The organism is Nisaea sp. (genome assembly GCF_034670185.1).
Taxonomy (GTDB): Bacteria; Pseudomonadota; Alphaproteobacteria; order Thalassobaculales; family Thalassobaculaceae; genus Nisaea.
In genome coordinates this window covers 1,582,228-1,597,174 of the sequence record NZ_JAXMNY010000001.1, presented here as the reverse complement: position 1 = coordinate 1,597,174, position 14,947 = coordinate 1,582,228, and the positions used below count along the sequence as shown (strand labels likewise).

Here is a 14,947-nt window from a genome sequence, read left to right as displayed (position 1 = left end):
CTGGCTCAAGAGCTGGCTTTTCCGCCGCAGATTAAAAGCAGAAAGCCCTGGACCGGTCTCGGTCCAGGGCTTTCTTTTGAATAAGCTTGGAGCCGGCCGCTGCAACCCGGCTCCCCCGGGCCTATCGACCGAGCTATTTGCCAAATGGAAAATGGCGGATTCCCAATGGCCGCGTGCTGGACAGAAGAGGGCTTCTTCAGTAAAAGCGGACCCCGCCTGCTGCGATGGCGCGGCGGGCTGACAGGCACGGTTATTCCGGCGGCAAGAGACGCGCTCCGCCGGTCCGGAGGGACGATATGCAGACCGCGAACGAGATCCGACGCACATTCCTCGATTACTTCGTCGAGAACGGTCACGCCGAAGTCGCTTCCAGTCCTCTGGTGCCGCGGAACGACCCGACCCTGCTTTTCACCAATGCCGGGATGGTGCAGTTCAAGAACGTCTTCACCGGGCAGGAGCATCGCGACTACAACCGGGCTGCCACTTCCCAGAAATGCGTGCGTGCTGGCGGCAAGCACAACGATCTTGAGAATGTCGGCTATACGGCCCGGCACCACACATTCTTCGAGATGCTGGGGAACTTTTCCTTTGGCGATTATTTCAAGGAACAGGCCATCGAGCATGCCTGGACCCTGATCACCAAGCGCTACGGCCTGCCGGCCGACAAGCTGCTGGTGACGGTATATCACGAGGACGAGGAGGCGGCGGCGCTCTGGCGCAAGATTGCGGGCCTGTCCGACGACCGCATCATCCGTATCGCCACCTCTGACAATTTCTGGGCGATGGGCGATACCGGCCCGTGCGGCCCGTGCTCCGAGATCTTTTTCGATCATGGCCCGGACATTCCGGGTGGCCCTCCGGGCAGCCCGGACGAGGACGGCGACCGGTTCATCGAGATCTGGAATCTGGTCTTCATGCAGTACGAGCAGATCGCGCCGGGCAACCGGGTGAACCTGCCGCGCCCGTCGATCGATACAGGTATGGGGCTGGAACGCATCGCCGCCGTGTTGCAGGGCCATCATGACAATTACGACATCGATCTAATGCGTGCCCTAATCGAGGCGTCGGCCCATGAGGCGAATGTTGACCCGGACGGGCCATTCAAGATTTCCCACCGGGTGGTCGCCGATCACTTGCGCGCTTCAAGCTTCCTGATCGCCGACGGAGTGTTGCCGTCCAATGAGGGCCGAGGCTACGTTCTGCGACGGATCATGCGCCGGGCCATGCGCCATGCTCATATCATGGGCTGCAAGGACCCGCTGGTCTGGAAGCTGGTGCCGGCACTGGTCAAGCAGATGGGCGACGCTTTCCCGGAACTCGGCCGCGCGGAAAGCCTGATCAAGGAAACCCTGAAGCTGGAAGAAACCCGCTTCAAGGAAACCCTCGACCGGGGTCTGAAGCACCTGGAAGATGAGACGTCGCGTCTTGGCGATGGCGAAACCCTCGCCGGTGAGGTGGCTTTCAAGCTTTATGACACCTACGGTTTCCCGCTCGATCTGACCCAGGACATCCTGCGTGGTCAGGGCCGCCTTGTGGATACGGACGGATTCCAAACCGCCATGGAACGCCAGCGCGCGGCGGCTCGTGCCGCCTGGTCCGGCTCCGGCGAGGCGGCGACCGATGCGGTCTGGTTCGAATTGCGTGAGCAATGCGGCGCCACCGAATTCCTCGGCTACGGCACCGATCATGCGGAAGGCCAGATCGAGGCACTGGTGCTGGATGGCAAGCCGGTAACGCGTATAGAGGGACCGGCTGAGTTCGCCATGATCGTGAACCAGACACCATTCTATGGCGAATCCGGTGGTCAGGTCGGAGATGCGGGGGCTGCCCGTACCCTTGGCGGCACGGAGATCGACGTTTCGGATACACAGAAGAAAGTCGGCGATCTCTGGGTTCACTTCGCCAAAGTGGCGGAAGGCGTCGTCGAGGTCGGCGATGCGGTCGAGCTCACTGTCGACAAGGAGCGCAGGGGTCACACGCAGGCCAACCATTCGGCCACCCACCTGCTGCACGAGGCATTGCGGCGGCACCTTGGCAAACATGTGACGCAGAAAGGCTCGCTCGTCGCGCCGGGGCGTTTGCGTTTCGATTTCGCTCACCCGAAAGCCATGTCCCATATGGAGCTGAAGGCTGTCGAGACGGAAGTGAATGAGCGCATTCGCGGCAATAGCGGCGTCACCACAGCCCTTATGGATCCGGAAAGCGCTATCAAGGCCGGTGCCATGGCGCTGTTCGGCGAGAAATACGGCGACGAGGTTCGGGTTGTCAGCATGGGCGGGGCGACGGACGATCCCGGTAAGCAGCATTACTCGACCGAGCTTTGCGGCGGCATCCATGTGAACCGGACCGGCGATATCGGTGTCCTGCATATCATCTCTGAAGGGGCGGTCGCGTCCGGGGTGCGCCGGATCGAGGCTGTCACGGGCGCCGGTGCGCTGGAATATCTCGATGGCCGCGAGGGTTTGCTGACGGCAGCAGCGACGGTGGCGAAGGTTTCCGTCGATCAGTTGCCTGACCGGATCGGTACCCTCATCGAGGATCGCCGCAAACTAGAGCGCGAAGTGCAGGACCTGCGGCGCAAGCTTGCAGAGGGCGGCGGAGCAGGCGAGGCGCAGAGCAAGGATGTGGCGGGTGTCACATTCGCCGGCCGTGCCCTTGAAGGCGTGCCCGCGCGCGAGCTGAAAGGCGTCGCGGACGGCCTGAAGCAGCAGATCGGCACTGGCGTCGTGGCTGTTGTGTCCTCCGATGAGGGCAAGGCGTCCCTGGTGGTCGGTGTTACGGCGGATCTGACGGAGAAGGTCAGCGCGGTGGACCTGGTGCGCGTCGGCTCCGAAGCCCTTGGCGGAAAAGGCGGCGGCGGCCGTGCGGATATGGCACAGGCCGGCGGCCCGGACGCGGATGCAGGGCCGGCGGCGATTGCCGCCATCGAAGCCGCCCTGGCTGAAAAACTCGCCTGATTGGCGGTAGCTTTGCCATCGACAGGCAGCGACTGATCGCCTTACCTTAACGAGGAGGCGCCCGCTTCGGGGGCGCTTTTTCCTTTCCGTTCGCAGTGGGTTACTGCCGGACGGCATCACGCGCCCGAGGGAGTTTTCATGACCGAGACGTCACGCTTTTCCGGAACGGACGGGTATATCGCGACGGAGGACCTCAAGGTCGCTGTGAACGCGGCGATCACCCTGCAGCGTCCGCTCCTGATCAAGGGGGAGCCCGGTACCGGCAAAACAGTCCTTGCCCACGAGGTGGCCCGCGCTCTCGGCATGCCGCTGATCGAGTGGCACATCAAGTCCACCACCAAGGCGCAACAAGGCCTCTATGAATATGACGCGGTCTCCCGTCTGCGTGACAGCCAGCTCGGTGACGAGAAGGTGCACGATATTTCCAACTACATCGTGCGCGGAAAACTCTGGGATGCCTTCGAGGCGGAAAAGCCGTCGATCCTGCTGATCGACGAGATCGACAAGGCCGATATCGAGTTTCCGAACGACCTGCTGCTCGAACTCGACCGGATGGAATTCTTCGTCTACGAGACGCAGCAGGTGGTGAAGGCCAAACAGCGGCCGATCGTGATCATCACCTCGAACAACGAGAAGGAGTTGCCGGACGCCTTCCTGCGTCGCTGCTTCTTCCACTATATCCGCTTCCCTGAGCCCGAGGTGATGGCGGAAATCGTCGAGGTGCATTTCCCGAAGCTGAAGCAGAACATGCTGCGCGAGGCGTTGACCTCCTTCTATGAGGTGCGCGAGGTGCCGGGATTGAAGAAGAAGCCCTCGACATCCGAGCTGCTGGACTGGATCAAGCTTCTGGTGGTCGAGGACATCCCGCCGGAGACGCTGCGGTCCAAGGACAAGAAGGACATTATTCCGCCGCTTTATGGCGCTCTGCTGAAGAATGAGCAGGATGTGCACATGTTTGAACGGCTGGCTTTCATGGCCCGCCGGGAGGGACGGGGGTAATGAAGGGCCTTGGTTTGATGCTATCCGCCGCGCTGACCATCGCGGCTTTTTCAGCGCCGGCTGGCGCGGCCGACGAGACCTTGAAACAAGCCCTTGAGGACTATGGAAGCGCGGCCGGAACGATTGCGGCCTCTGTGCCGTTCTGCGGTGGCCCGGACAAGGAACTTGCCTACTTTATCGCGCAAGTGAAACAGCTTGCCGAGAAAGCGGGCGCCGGTCCGCTCGAATGGGCGGCAATCGCGATTGCGATGCAAAAGTCCAGCGCTGCCGCTGAAATCGAGAATCATCATTGCACCGAAGACGGAGGCCGATCCCTGGCAACCGATCTTCTTGAGAAGCAGAAGGCCCTGCAGGCTGCGCTCAACTAGCGGCGCGTTGCGGTGGCATGAGTTCAAAAAGAAGGCGCCCAGTAAAGGGCGCCTTCCGGTGTTGTGGTTCAGACTGACGGCATCGTCATCCTGATTGTCATTTCTCCTGATGCATCATGCCTGTATCGCCCGGTTTCAGAGAATCCGTATCGATCATAGAAATGTCGGCCGATATGGTTCCGCTCGAAAACCTCAACGCTTAAGGGACCTTTGAGGCCTGCTGCGTGATCCACCAGTATTTTGCCCAGTCCCTGCCCATGGCAGGAGGGGCAAAGAAACAGCCCGCCGATCTCTGCGCCGATCAGGGCAATGAAGCCGACAGATGCTGCTTCCTGCTCCAGAACCCAGGTTTCAGCATTTGGAAGGTAAAGATTGCGCAGGTTTTCATCCTCCTGCGCCATGAAGCCGTCGCTTAGAAACGGATGGGCAAGCGTGCTTGCGGACCGCCAGATCGAAACGAGGGCGTCGGTATCGCTGGATTGGTATTGTCTGATCATTGTCTGGATGATTTCCATGTTTCCTCTACCGGCAAACTGCCGGAGCGAATGTTCCGAATTATGCTGAAGTCAAACCAACAGGCGTCGCGCCGTACCGGCGCAAGCGTGATCTGTTACTGGCTTGGATGGGTGGCCACATGGCCGCCCGCATTCATCGGGACATAAAATCTCCAGTTCCGTGACGCGTTCTTATCGGTGCACCGGTAAGGGTGCAACGGGAAGATTGATTGAAACGCACGCTATTTTGATTGCTGCCATCGCTGGTGCGACCTAATATTCATCTATACGTCTATATGAATTTTGCCGTCGTTTCTATTCCAGCCCGTGCAGACAGGAAAGCTCGCAATGTCGACAACCGTTTTCATCGCCGTAATCGGGGCAGCTGTCCTGCATGCCGCATGGAACGCCTTGGTCAAGAACGGTGCTGACAAGCTGATGGCCATGACGGCCGTTGTGCTCGGGCATTTGCCTTTCGCCTTGGCGGCCCTGCCGTTTGTCCCGCTGCCAGACGCCGAAGCGCTGCCGTACCTTCTTGCCGGGATTGGGCTGCATGTCGGCTACCAGTTGTTCCTTCTCGGCTCCTACACCTTTGGCGATTTGACGCAGGTCTATCCGATCGCCCGTGGAGTGGCTCCATTGATCGTGGCGGCGGTTTCAATCGCCGTGCTGGGGGTGGAAATGAGCAAGATGGAGCTTTCCGCCATCTTCCTGATCGGTGCCGGCATCATCAGCCTGACGTTGGTCAGGCGGGCCGACGGACAGCGAAACGGAAAGGCGGCCGCGCTCGCCGTGACAACGGGATGCTTCATCGCGTCCTATTCCCTCGTGGACGGGCTGGGCGCGCGGTTGGCCTGCACCTCCCTCGGTTTCTATGCCTGGCAAGCCATCGGCAACGGTATCGTGATGTCGATATACGTGGCGATCCGCTCGACCGGTACCTTCGGTCTCATCTGGAGCAGCGGGAAGAAGCTGTTCTTTGTTGGTGGTGGTGCGTCCTTCGTCGCCTATGCGACGGTTACCTGGGCTTTCACGCAGGCGCCGATTGCACTGGTGACGGCACTCCGCGAGACCAGCATTGTCTTCGCGCTGCTGATTGGCGTCTTTTTCCTGAAAGAGCGACTGGACTTGATGAAGGTGGCCTCGACCATGACCACCCTGATCGGTGCGGTTCTGCTGCGCTTTGCGAGGTATTGAGGATGCGTATCCTGGCATTCTCGGACCTCCACCGGAGTGCGAGCGCTACACGGAAGGTAGTCGAGGCGAGCAGCGAGGCCGATGTCCTCGTCGCTGCCGGTGATTTCGCAATTCGCGGTGAGGGCGAATCCGACACGATCGCTCTTCTGAAACGGTGCGGAAAGCCGGTCGTACTGGTTCACGGCAACCACGACAGGCCGGAGGAACTAGAGAGGCTCTGCACAGGCTGGGAAGGTGGTCACTACCTGCATGGCGGGGCCGTGATCCTGGAGGGGGTCACGTTCACGGGCCTTGGCGGCGAGATCCCGCATCGGAACGATGCCGAGTGGAATGTCAGCGAGAGTGAGGAACGTGCCGCCGCACTGCTGGAACAGGCCGGACCGGCGACGGTGCTTGTCACCCATGCACCGCCGTTCGGTTCAGCGGATTTGCAGAAAGATGGCTCACGCCACGGCAGCTCCGCCATCGCGGATTTTATCCGAACCAGACAACCTGAACTCTGTCTTTGCGGCCATATTCATCATTCCTGGGGCGAGACCGACCAGATCGGAAGAACGCGGGTGCAGAATCTCGGGCCGACCGTGAACTGGTTCGATATCAAATGACGGGCGGGTTGCATTAAGCATGCTTGACCGGCCTCTCTGGTCCTGTGACAAATCCCCATGTTTTCGAATTTTTTCTACGAGCTGAAACGCGCCGAAGTGCCGGTCTCCGTGAAGGAGTACCTGATGCTTCTTGAGGCCGTGCAGGCTGGGCTCGCCAATTATGCGGTCGAGGATTTCTACTACCTCTCCCGCGCGACGCTGGTGAAGGACGAGCGGCATCTGGACCGGTTCGACCAGGTGTTCGGCCACGTCTTTAAGGGGCTGGAATACCTCACTGATCTGTTCGGCGAGGATATCCCGGAGGAATGGTTGCGCAAGATGGCGGAGCTGAACCTGACTGAGGAGGAAAAGGCCGAGATCGAGGCCATGGGCGGCTGGGAAAAGCTCATGGAGACCCTGAAGCAGCGCATGGAAGAGCAGGAAAAGCGCCACCAGGGCGGCAACAAGTGGATCGGCACGGCCGGTCGCAGCCCGTTCGGTGCCTATGGCTATAATCCCGAAGGTGTACGCATCGGCCAGGATGGCAATCGCAATAACCGGGCAGTGAAGGTCTGGGACAAGCGCGAGTTCCGCAATCTCGACGATTCCGTTGAGATAGGCACCCGGAATATCAAGATGGCGCTCCGCAAACTGCGCCGCTTCGCCCGCTCCGGGACGCCGACCGAACTGGATATGAGCGACACCATCCGCTCCACCGCGCGCAATGGCGGCTATCTCGATCTGAAGATGGTGCCGGAACGGCATAACAACGTGAACGTGCTGCTGTTCCTCGATGTCGGCGGCTCCATGGACCCCTTCATCAAGGTGACGGAGGAGCTGTTCTCCGCCGCCCGGTCAGAGTTCAAGCATCTGGAATATTTCTACTTCCACAACTGCCCCTACGAGAAGGTGTGGAAGGACAACTGGCGCCGCCATACGGAGGCGACCTCGACCTGGGACGTGCTTCACACTTACGGGCCGGAATACAAGGCGATCTTCGTCGGTGATGCCTCGATGAGCCCTTACGAGATCGCCATGCCCGGCGGCAGTGTGGAGCATATGAACCAGGAGGCGGGCGCCGCCTGGATGCAGCGCCTGACCGGGCATTTCCGTCGCACTGCCTGGCTCAACCCGACGCCCGAAAAATACTGGCACTATACCCAGTCGATCAGCATGATCCGCGACCTGATGGAGGACCGCATGTTCCCGCTCACCCTGGACGGTCTCGACCGGGCAACAAAGGACCTGATGGCGTGAAGATTGACCCGTTCGACCATCGCCTGACCCCGGCCCGCGCGGATATAGCGGCCGATTTCCTCGAAGCCGATATCGATGCGCCGAAATATGTAGCGGGCGAGGCATGCCGGGTGCTGCCGGGCAGGCTGTCGGTGCGCGAGGCGCCGGACGCGGCGGCGCGGCAATCGACCGAGCTGCTGTTCAACGAGCGCTTCATCGCCTATGAGCGCAAGGACGGCTGGGCCTGGGGCCAGAACCAGAGCGACGGCTATGTCGGCTATGTTCGCGAGGACGGGCTCGGACCTGATAATGAGGCGACCTACAGTCACGAAATCCAGGCGCTCCGGAGCTATGTGTTCCCGGAGCCCGACCTGAAGAGCATCCCGCTCGACATGCTGCATCTCTCCACCCGGGTCCGGGTGTCTGAGACAGACGGGAATTACTCGAGGGTCGATTTCGGTGAGACGGGCGGCTGGATCTACACGCCGCATCTGTGCGACGTGACCGAGGTGGAACCGGACTATCTCTCGACCGCCGAGCTTTTCATGGGCGCCCCCTATGGCTGGGGCGGGCGGTCAAGCTTCGGGCTGGATTGCTCCGCTTTGGTGCAACTGGCATTGGCCCGGGCCGGGATAACGGCGCCGAGGGATAGCGACATGCAGGAAGCCGCTGTCGGCGAGATCGTCGAGGGTGGGCTGGATGCGGCTCAACCGGGGGACCTGCTGTTTACGGAAGGCCATGTCATGTTCCTGGCCGAGCCGGGCATGCTGCTGCATGCCAACGGTCATCACATGGCAGTGGCTTATGAGGGACTGGCGGACTTCATGCACAGGACCCGGGACATGGACATCCCGATCCGGACCATCCGTCGTCTGCCGTCTATTCCTGACATGGAGTAAAGCGCCCCGGCACGGGCCAGCCGTGCCGGAGACGCCCTAGCCTCAGAGTGCCGCGCCGACGTCGATGCGGTTACCGTCTGGGTCCTCGAAGACGAAGGCCCGCAGACCATAATCCTTATCCTGTAGCCCTTTGACGATGCGCATCCCCGCCTGCTGGCAGAGTGCGGACAGCGCATCCACATCGTCGACCATGATATGGGCGACATTGAACGGCGCAGCCTTGTGGCCGGGCTGCAATGTCAGATGCAACTCGGCCTGACCCTGTTTCAGGATCATGAAGCCGACGGGACTGCCGTTCTCGAAGACCTTCTCGAATCCCAGGACGCCGACATAGAAGTCGTGTGCTTTCTGGATTTGTTTTACGGGAAGTGTGGCGGCTATACGGCCAAACCGTATGCCGTGAGGGGCATGCTCGCTCATCCTATGACCTCTGGTTGGGAGAGGGCAGGCGACGATACGGGCGATGCCGGAACGTTCCCGATCTCCTGAACAAAGTGGCCGGGGCGGTGCCCGCGCTTCTTTTTAGGATGCAAGGCGGAGACCGGCAACGCCTAATCCGGTGTTATCCGGCTTCGAGAGAGATGCTGAGCACGAACTCTTCCGCGCCATCCTCCAGCACATGGAAGCCGTGCTGCGGCCGGTCGAGGGCGAAGCAGTCTTCCTCGCTCAGCCCGAGATAGATCCCGCGCATGATCTTGTTCACCACGCCGTGGGCAATGACGATGTGCGGTGTTTCGGCGGCGCGCAGTTCATCCAGAACCGGGATCAGCCTTTCGCGCACCATCTCCGTGCTCTCGCCGCCCGGATGCTGGTAATGCCAGGGATTGGCCTGTCGGGCGGTCGCGTGTTCCGGAAAGTCTCGGTCCAGCGCACCCCAGCCATGATAGCCGTCATGCTCGCCAAGGGTGATTTCCATCAGCCGCTCGTCGAACCGCACGGCCTCGTAGGGCAAACCTGCCGTATCGCAGATGATAGCAGCGGTCTGCCGGGTGCGACCGAGCGGGCTGGCGAGTACGGGCAGGGCGCTCGCCCCGAGCAATTCGCCGAGCTTGCGGCCATGGGCTTCGGCCTGCCGCACACCGGTCAGGGTGAGGGGGGAATCAAGCTGGCCCTGCAGCCGTCCCAGCCGGTTCCATACCGTCTCCCCATGCCGGATCAGATAGATCCTGCCCATCGTCTTCCTCGCGTTCTGTACTCAGTGTCGTCCGGTTAATCGGGGCTAACCCGTACCATCGGTTTTATGGGGTTGTGAGCATGGGGCAAAGAGCTAAAGTTTTCCGAACACCGTGCTCCGGCCCGGCCCGCTTCCAATTGCAGGATGAAGATGATGCTGATGTCCGCCGCGCCCGATTTCGGTCCGATGAACCCTCTTGTGGATAATCTGGAAGAGACCGGCATTGTCGAGGTTGCCCAGCATGGCTGGGACCGGCAGGGCCTGATCCCGCTCTGGTTTGGCGAGGGCGATCTGCCGACACCGGCTTTCATCACCGAAGCGGCCGCAGACGCGATGCGCCGGGGTGAGACCTTCTATACCGACCAGCGCGGCATCCTGGATCTTCGCAAGGAGATTGCCGCCTATATGAACCGGACCTTCGACATTGCGCTCGACACGGACCGTGTCAGCCTGACGACCGGCGGCATGTCGTCGCTCGCACTTGCAATGCAGATGATCCTGGCACCGGGCGACGAGGTGCTGGTGATCGGCCCGATCTGGCCGAACATCTATTCCACAGTGGAGATCAATGGCGGCGTCAGCACGCATGTCTCGCTCAGCCTGCGTGACGATGACTGGCATCTCGATATGGATGAGCTGTTCGCGGCGGTCACCGACAGGACCAAGGCGATCTTCATCAATTCGCCCGGCAACCCGACGGGCTGGATGATCGAGCAGGAGCAACAGCAGAAGATACTCGATTTCGCCCGGGAGCGCGGCATCTGGATCATCGCGGACGAGGTCTATCATCAGCTCGTTTTCGACCGGGACGTGGCACCGTCCTTCCTGCAGATCGCCGAGGATGACGACAGGCTCTTTGTCATCAACAGCTTCTCCAAGTCCTGGATGATGACCGGCTGGCGGCTCGGCTGGCTGACCCATCCGGCGGCTCTCGGTCCGACCGTCGCCAAGCTGGTACAGATCGTCACCTCCGGCGTGCCGCAATTTCTGCATCGCGGCGCCATCGTGGCGATGCGTGACGGAGACCATGTGATCAAGGAGCTGCGCGACCGCTGCCTGAAGGGCCGGGACATTGTGTTCGACCGCCTCGACACCTGGCCACGTATCAGCTCCGCACGGCCGAAAGCGGCCTTCTATGCCTTCTTCACGGTCGACGGCATGACCGACTCGGTCGCGGCCTGCAAGGAGATCATCGATAAGTGCAATGTCGGCCTCGCACCGGGCAGCGCGTTTGGGCCGTCGGGCGAAGGCTACCTCCGGCTCTGCTACGCCTCCGCGCCGGAACGTCTGACGGCGGCGATGGATGCGCTGGAGGGCATGCTGGGCGGGCCGAAAGCGTAAGGCTTTGCGGCCCGATTCCTGCTCAGCTATAGTCGGTGTCACTGATTGAGCCGAGGGCATCGCACATGGCACTGACACCGAGTGGACCGAGAAATGGCGGCGTAGGCGCGCCGAACGGCCGTGTCCGCCGTCCCGTCGTGCGTCGCCCGAATGCGACGGTTCCGGCCCGTGTTGCAGAACAGGCGCCGCTGCTTCCGAGCAGTGCACCGACTCCAGGGTTCCGTCTGCGCACTGCCACAACGGATGCCGATATCGAGCGTCAGATCAAGCGGCTGATGGCGCTTCTCGCCAATGACAATGTCGATCCTGACGCACCGCCCGGCTCCTATATCAATTTCCTGATCTGATAACGGCGTTGTCCTATTGCCGCTCTCAAGGGGCTCGGCTAACTTCCATGCATGTTCAAGAAAATCCTGATCGCCAACCGTGGTGAAATCGCCTGTCGCGTGATGCGGACCGCAAAGCGCATGGGCATCCAGACCGTCGCCGTCTATTCCGATGCCGACGCCGACGCCCTGCATGTCCGGACAGCGGACGAGGCGGTGCATATCGGCCCTGCAGCCTCCGCGGAATCATACCTCGTGATCGAGAAGATCATGGATGCGATTCGGCAGACCGGCGCCGAGGCGGTGCATCCGGGATACGGTTTCCTTTCCGAGAACGCGGCCTTTGCCGAAGCTCTGGAAAAGGAAGGCGTTGCCTTTATTGGTCCCGGCATCAAGGCCATCGGGGCTATGGGCGACAAGATCGAATCGAAGAAGCTGGCGCATGCGGCGAACGTGAGCACCGTGCCGGGCTATCTCGGTATCCTGGCCGACGACACCGAAGCGGCCAAGGTCGCCCGCGAGATCGGCTACCCGGTGATGATCAAGGCTTCCGCCGGCGGTGGCGGCAAGGGCATGCGGGTTGCCTATAACGACGACGAGGTGGTGAGCGGTTTCCGCTCCGCCGTGAACGAGGCACGCTCCAGCTTCGGCGACGAGCGAGTCTTCATCGAGAAGTTCGTCGAAGAACCGCGTCATATCGAGATCCAGGTGATCGCGGACAAGCACGGCAATGTCGTGCATCTGGGGGAGCGGGAGTGCTCCATCCAGCGCCGCCACCAGAAGGTCATCGAGGAAGCGCCGAGCCCGTTCCTTGACGAGAAGACCCGGGCCGCAATGGGCGCCGAGGCCGTGGCTTTGGCACAAGCGGTGGATTACTCCTCCGCCGGTACCGTCGAGTTTATCGTGGATGCGGACCGGAATTTCTATTTCCTGGAGATGAACACCAGGCTGCAGGTGGAGCATCCGGTGACGGAACTGGTCACCGGCCTGGATCTGGTCGAGATCATGGTCCGTTCGGCGGCGGGCGAGAAGCTGCCTTTCACCCAGGACGACATCAAGATGACCGGCTGGGCCGTTGAGTCGCGGATCTATGCCGAGGACCCCTATCGCGGCTTCCTGCCCTCCACGGGCCGCCTGGTGCGGTACCAGCCGCCGGAGGAGAGCGATACGGTTCGCTGCGATACCGGCGTCTATGAGGGCGCCGAGATTTCCATGTTCTACGATCCGATGGTGGCCAAGCTCTGTACCTACGGGGACACAAGGATCGAGGCGGTGGACCGGATGGCCGAGGCGCTCGACCGGTTTCTGGTGCGCGGCATCGGACACAATGTTGATTTCCTCTCCGCCGTGATGGCGCATGAGCGGTTCCGCGAGGGACGGTTGTCGACTGGCTTTATCGCCGAGGAATATCCGGACGGCTTCCATGGTGCGCCGGTGAGCGAAGAGATCGAAAACGCCATGCGGGCCGTCGCAGTGGCGGCGGAATGCGCCTATGCGGAGCGTAACCGGATGATCTCCGGCCAGACCCCTGTCAGTGACCGCAACCCGCCACAGACCGCGTGGAAGGTTCGTCACGACGACGAGGCGGAGGACGCAGATGCCGTTGTGGTCGACGGCGGGTTCGACGTGACCATCGGCGGCACCACCTACGCCGTCCGAGGCGCGCTCCGGGCTGGCGAGGCGGTATTCGGCGGCACGGTTAACGGCAATCCGTTCCCGGTGCAGATGGAGCGCAAGGGAATCGATTACCATACGTCCATTGCGGGGGCGCAGCGTCAGTTCAAGGTGATCAGCCGGAAGGCGTCGGATCTGCTGGACCGGATGCCGAAGAAAGAGGCGGCCGATCTCAGCAAATTTCTGCTGTCGCCGATGCCGGGCCTGCTGGTCTCGCTTGCCGTGGGCGAGGGAGACGCGGTGAAGGCTGGCCAGGAACTAGCCGTGGTCGAGGCCATGAAGATGGAGAATGTGCTGCGCGCGGAGAAGGACGGCACGGTGGCGAAAATCCACGCGGCCGCCGGGGGTAGTCTCACAGTCGATCAGCAGATCATCGAGTTCGAATAAACGCATGCCTGCCGGACGGGTTTTGCAGGGTTTTTCCCTTGCAACTGCTCCGGAAACCCACTAATACACCGCCCCTGAGATAGCACCGTCGGTGCAATCGGTACCGACGAACTAAGGATAAGTGACATGGCAGTTCCTAAAAGGAAAACGACCCCGTCAAAGCGCGGCATGCGTCGTGCCCATGATCGGGTGAAAGCAGATGCGTATGTGGAAAGCCCGGATACCGGTGAGCTGCACCGTCCGCACCACATCGATCTGAAAACCGGCATGTATCGCGGCCGCCAGGTCCTGAAGGTCAAAGACGCCTTCTAAGACCGGCATGCATACGTGACGTGAAAAGGCCCCTTTTGGGGCCTTTTTCCATTTTGGCGTCAGGGCTATCGTTCTTCCGGCAATCAAATAGGCGGGAGGAGACGAAGATGGCGGGAAATGCGGCGGCGCTGAGGGCACGTCTTGCGTCGGGGCGAATCCTGACGATTCCGGGCTGCTATGACGCGATGAGCGCGAAACTGGTGGAGCAGGCCGGATTCGATGCGGCCTATGTCAGCGGCTACGCGGTCAGCGCGACGCAGATCGGCCTGCCGGACGCGGGATTGCTCTCCTACAAGGAAATCCTCGATCAGGCCCGGGACATCGCGGGTGCCGTCTCCATCCCGCTGATCGGGGATGCGGATACCGGATTTGGAAATCCGGTCAATGTCCGGCGCACGGTGAAAGGCTTCGCCGATTCGGGAATCGCCTGCATCATGCTGGAAGATCAGGTCTTTCCGAAGCGCTGCGGATTCGCCAAGGGCGTTGAGGTGGTGCCGCGCGGCGAGGCACTGATCCGGCTGCAGGCCGCGCTCGACATGCGAGACGAAATCCAGGCTGGCGGCGGCGACGTGCTGATTCTCGCCCGCACGGACAGCCGGGTTGCCGAAGGGCTGGATGAAGCGCTCTGGCGGTGCGAGGCTTTCGCCGACCGGGGCGCCGATATCGTCTATTTCGAAGGTCCGCAGAACCGAGGCGAGATGGAGGCTCTTTGCAGCCGTGTAAAGGCGCCGAAACTGCTCGCCCAGCTGGAACGCGAAGGCCGCCCGCTGCTCAGCCCCAATGAGGCAGAGGCGATCGGCTTCGAGTGCCTGCTGTTCGGTGTCACCCTGTTGAACGTCTCGGTCCGTGCCATGCGCGATGCGCTCGCCCTGATGGCCCGGGGCAACCATCCTGGGCCGGACCGGCTACTGAGTTTTGACGAGCTATACGAGACGGTGGGGTTCGACTGGTATTACGAGCAGGAAGAGCGCTATCGGAGCGAGTGAGGCCCGCACGCTC

The 14,947-nt window shown here is 61.5% G+C and carries 15 protein-coding genes; 12 read left to right on the top strand and 3 right to left on the bottom strand.

From position 1 onward, the window contains the following. The first annotated feature begins 296 nt into the window (after positions 1–296). The 3 genes from alaS to VOI22_RS07595 all read left to right on the top strand — a co-directional run bounded on the left by alaS (position 297) and on the right by VOI22_RS07595 (position 4,324). Positions 297–2,957 (top strand): alanine--tRNA ligase, encoded by a 2,661-nt coding sequence (gene alaS / locus VOI22_RS07605; protein WP_323795924.1) that lies wholly within the window; start codon positions 297–299, stop codon positions 2,955–2,957. A 138-nt stretch (positions 2,958–3,095) separates the two neighbouring features. Then, on the top strand, positions 3,096–3,956 hold the full coding sequence (locus VOI22_RS07600) for an AAA family ATPase (protein WP_028464653.1): 861 nt from the start codon (positions 3,096–3,098) through the stop codon (positions 3,954–3,956). Then, positions 3,956–4,324 carry a hypothetical protein gene (locus tag VOI22_RS07595; protein WP_028464654.1) on the top strand — a complete coding sequence of 123 codons (369 nt, stop codon included), beginning with the start codon at positions 3,956–3,958 and terminating at the stop codon, positions 4,322–4,324. Before VOI22_RS07600 ends, VOI22_RS07595 begins: the two co-directional genes overlap by 1 nt. A gap of 68 nt (positions 4,325–4,392) precedes the next feature. Here the strand turns inward: VOI22_RS07595 and VOI22_RS07590 are convergent, their stop codons facing one another. After that, positions 4,393–4,821, bottom strand: coding sequence for a GNAT family N-acetyltransferase (locus VOI22_RS07590; RefSeq protein ID WP_323795923.1), 429 nt, complete (start codon positions 4,819–4,821; stop codon positions 4,393–4,395). Positions 4,822–5,166: 345 nt separating this feature from the next. Between VOI22_RS07590 and VOI22_RS07585 the strand changes: the two genes are divergently transcribed. Genes VOI22_RS07585 through VOI22_RS07570 form a run of 4 tightly spaced genes read left to right on the top strand, consistent with a single transcriptional unit; the run spans position 5,167 to position 8,734 of the window. Further along, entirely contained in the window at positions 5,167–6,015 is an 849-nt protein-coding gene (locus VOI22_RS07585; RefSeq protein WP_323795922.1) for a DMT family transporter, read from the top strand. A 2-nt stretch (positions 6,016–6,017) separates the two neighbouring features. Then, the gene (locus VOI22_RS07580) at positions 6,018–6,620 is read left to right on the top strand and encodes a metallophosphoesterase family protein (protein WP_323795921.1); all 603 of its coding nucleotides are present in this window, start codon (positions 6,018–6,020) and stop codon (positions 6,618–6,620) included. Positions 6,621–6,677: 57 nt separating this feature from the next. Further along, on the top strand, positions 6,678–7,856 hold the full coding sequence (locus tag VOI22_RS07575; RefSeq protein ID WP_323795920.1) for a VWA domain-containing protein: 1,179 nt from the start codon (positions 6,678–6,680) through the stop codon (positions 7,854–7,856). Then, positions 7,853–8,734 (top strand): NlpC/P60 family protein, encoded by an 882-nt coding sequence (locus VOI22_RS07570; protein ID WP_323795919.1) that lies wholly within the window; start codon positions 7,853–7,855, stop codon positions 8,732–8,734. Before VOI22_RS07575 ends, VOI22_RS07570 begins: the two co-directional genes overlap by 4 nt. Before the next feature lie 42 nt (positions 8,735–8,776). Here VOI22_RS07570 and VOI22_RS07565 read toward each other — a convergent pair whose 3' ends face one another. Next, entirely contained in the window at positions 8,777–9,154 is a 378-nt protein-coding gene (locus VOI22_RS07565; protein ID WP_323795918.1) for a glyoxalase superfamily protein, read from the bottom strand. Between the two features lie 142 nt (positions 9,155–9,296). Next, complete coding sequence (locus tag VOI22_RS07560) at positions 9,297–9,908, bottom strand: histidine phosphatase family protein (protein WP_323795917.1); 612 nt, start codon at positions 9,906–9,908, stop codon at positions 9,297–9,299. Positions 9,909–10,067: 159 nt separating this feature from the next. On the opposite strand from VOI22_RS07560, the gene VOI22_RS07555 reads away from it, so the two are divergent. The 5 genes from VOI22_RS07555 to VOI22_RS07535 all read left to right on the top strand — a co-directional run bounded on the left by VOI22_RS07555 (position 10,068) and on the right by VOI22_RS07535 (position 14,934). After that, on the top strand, positions 10,068–11,249 hold the full coding sequence (locus VOI22_RS07555) for a pyridoxal phosphate-dependent aminotransferase (protein WP_323795916.1): 1,182 nt from the start codon (positions 10,068–10,070) through the stop codon (positions 11,247–11,249). A gap of 65 nt (positions 11,250–11,314) precedes the next feature. Continuing rightward, positions 11,315–11,596: a hypothetical protein gene (locus VOI22_RS07550; protein ID WP_323795915.1), complete on the top strand. Its 282-nt coding sequence runs from the start codon at positions 11,315–11,317 to the stop codon at positions 11,594–11,596. Positions 11,597–11,647: 51 nt separating this feature from the next. Continuing rightward, positions 11,648–13,636 (top strand): acetyl/propionyl/methylcrotonyl-CoA carboxylase subunit alpha, encoded by a 1,989-nt coding sequence (locus VOI22_RS07545; RefSeq protein ID WP_323795914.1) that lies wholly within the window; start codon positions 11,648–11,650, stop codon positions 13,634–13,636. 126 nt (positions 13,637–13,762) lie between these two features. Further along, a complete protein-coding gene (rpmF, locus tag VOI22_RS07540) occupies positions 13,763–13,948 on the top strand; it encodes a 50S ribosomal protein L32 (RefSeq protein ID WP_323795913.1) in 186 nt (61 codons plus the stop codon). A gap of 107 nt (positions 13,949–14,055) precedes the next feature. Beyond that, a complete protein-coding gene (locus tag VOI22_RS07535) occupies positions 14,056–14,934 on the top strand; it encodes an isocitrate lyase/PEP mutase family protein (protein ID WP_323795912.1) in 879 nt (292 codons plus the stop codon). The last annotated feature ends 13 nt before the right edge of the window (positions 14,935–14,947 follow it).

Excerpts from the sequence above, each read along its gene's own strand:
- alaS (WP_323795924.1), top strand. The coding sequence starts at position 297 with ATGCAGACCGCGAACGAGATCCGACGCACATTCCTCGATTACTTCGTC.
- VOI22_RS07600 (WP_028464653.1), top strand. The coding sequence starts at position 3,096 with ATGACCGAGACGTCACGCTTTTCCGGAACGGACGGGTATATCGCGACG.
- VOI22_RS07595 (WP_028464654.1), top strand. The coding sequence starts at position 3,956 with ATGAAGGGCCTTGGTTTGATGCTATCCGCCGCGCTGACCATCGCGGCT.
- VOI22_RS07590 (WP_323795923.1), bottom strand. The coding sequence starts at position 4,821 with ATGATCAGACAATACCAATCCAGCGATACCGACGCCCTCGTTTCGATC.
- VOI22_RS07585 (WP_323795922.1), top strand. The coding sequence starts at position 5,167 with ATGTCGACAACCGTTTTCATCGCCGTAATCGGGGCAGCTGTCCTGCAT.
- VOI22_RS07580 (WP_323795921.1), top strand. The coding sequence starts at position 6,018 with ATGCGTATCCTGGCATTCTCGGACCTCCACCGGAGTGCGAGCGCTACA.
- VOI22_RS07575 (WP_323795920.1), top strand. The coding sequence starts at position 6,678 with ATGTTTTCGAATTTTTTCTACGAGCTGAAACGCGCCGAAGTGCCGGTC.
- VOI22_RS07565 (WP_323795918.1), bottom strand. The coding sequence starts at position 9,154 with ATGAGCGAGCATGCCCCTCACGGCATACGGTTTGGCCGTATAGCCGCC.
- VOI22_RS07560 (WP_323795917.1), bottom strand. The coding sequence starts at position 9,908 with ATGGGCAGGATCTATCTGATCCGGCATGGGGAGACGGTATGGAACCGG.
- VOI22_RS07555 (WP_323795916.1), top strand. The coding sequence starts at position 10,068 with ATGTCCGCCGCGCCCGATTTCGGTCCGATGAACCCTCTTGTGGATAAT.
- VOI22_RS07550 (WP_323795915.1), top strand. The coding sequence starts at position 11,315 with ATGGCACTGACACCGAGTGGACCGAGAAATGGCGGCGTAGGCGCGCCG.
- VOI22_RS07545 (WP_323795914.1), top strand. The coding sequence starts at position 11,648 with ATGTTCAAGAAAATCCTGATCGCCAACCGTGGTGAAATCGCCTGTCGC.
- rpmF (WP_323795913.1), top strand. The coding sequence starts at position 13,763 with ATGGCAGTTCCTAAAAGGAAAACGACCCCGTCAAAGCGCGGCATGCGT.
- VOI22_RS07535 (WP_323795912.1), top strand. The coding sequence starts at position 14,056 with ATGGCGGGAAATGCGGCGGCGCTGAGGGCACGTCTTGCGTCGGGGCGA.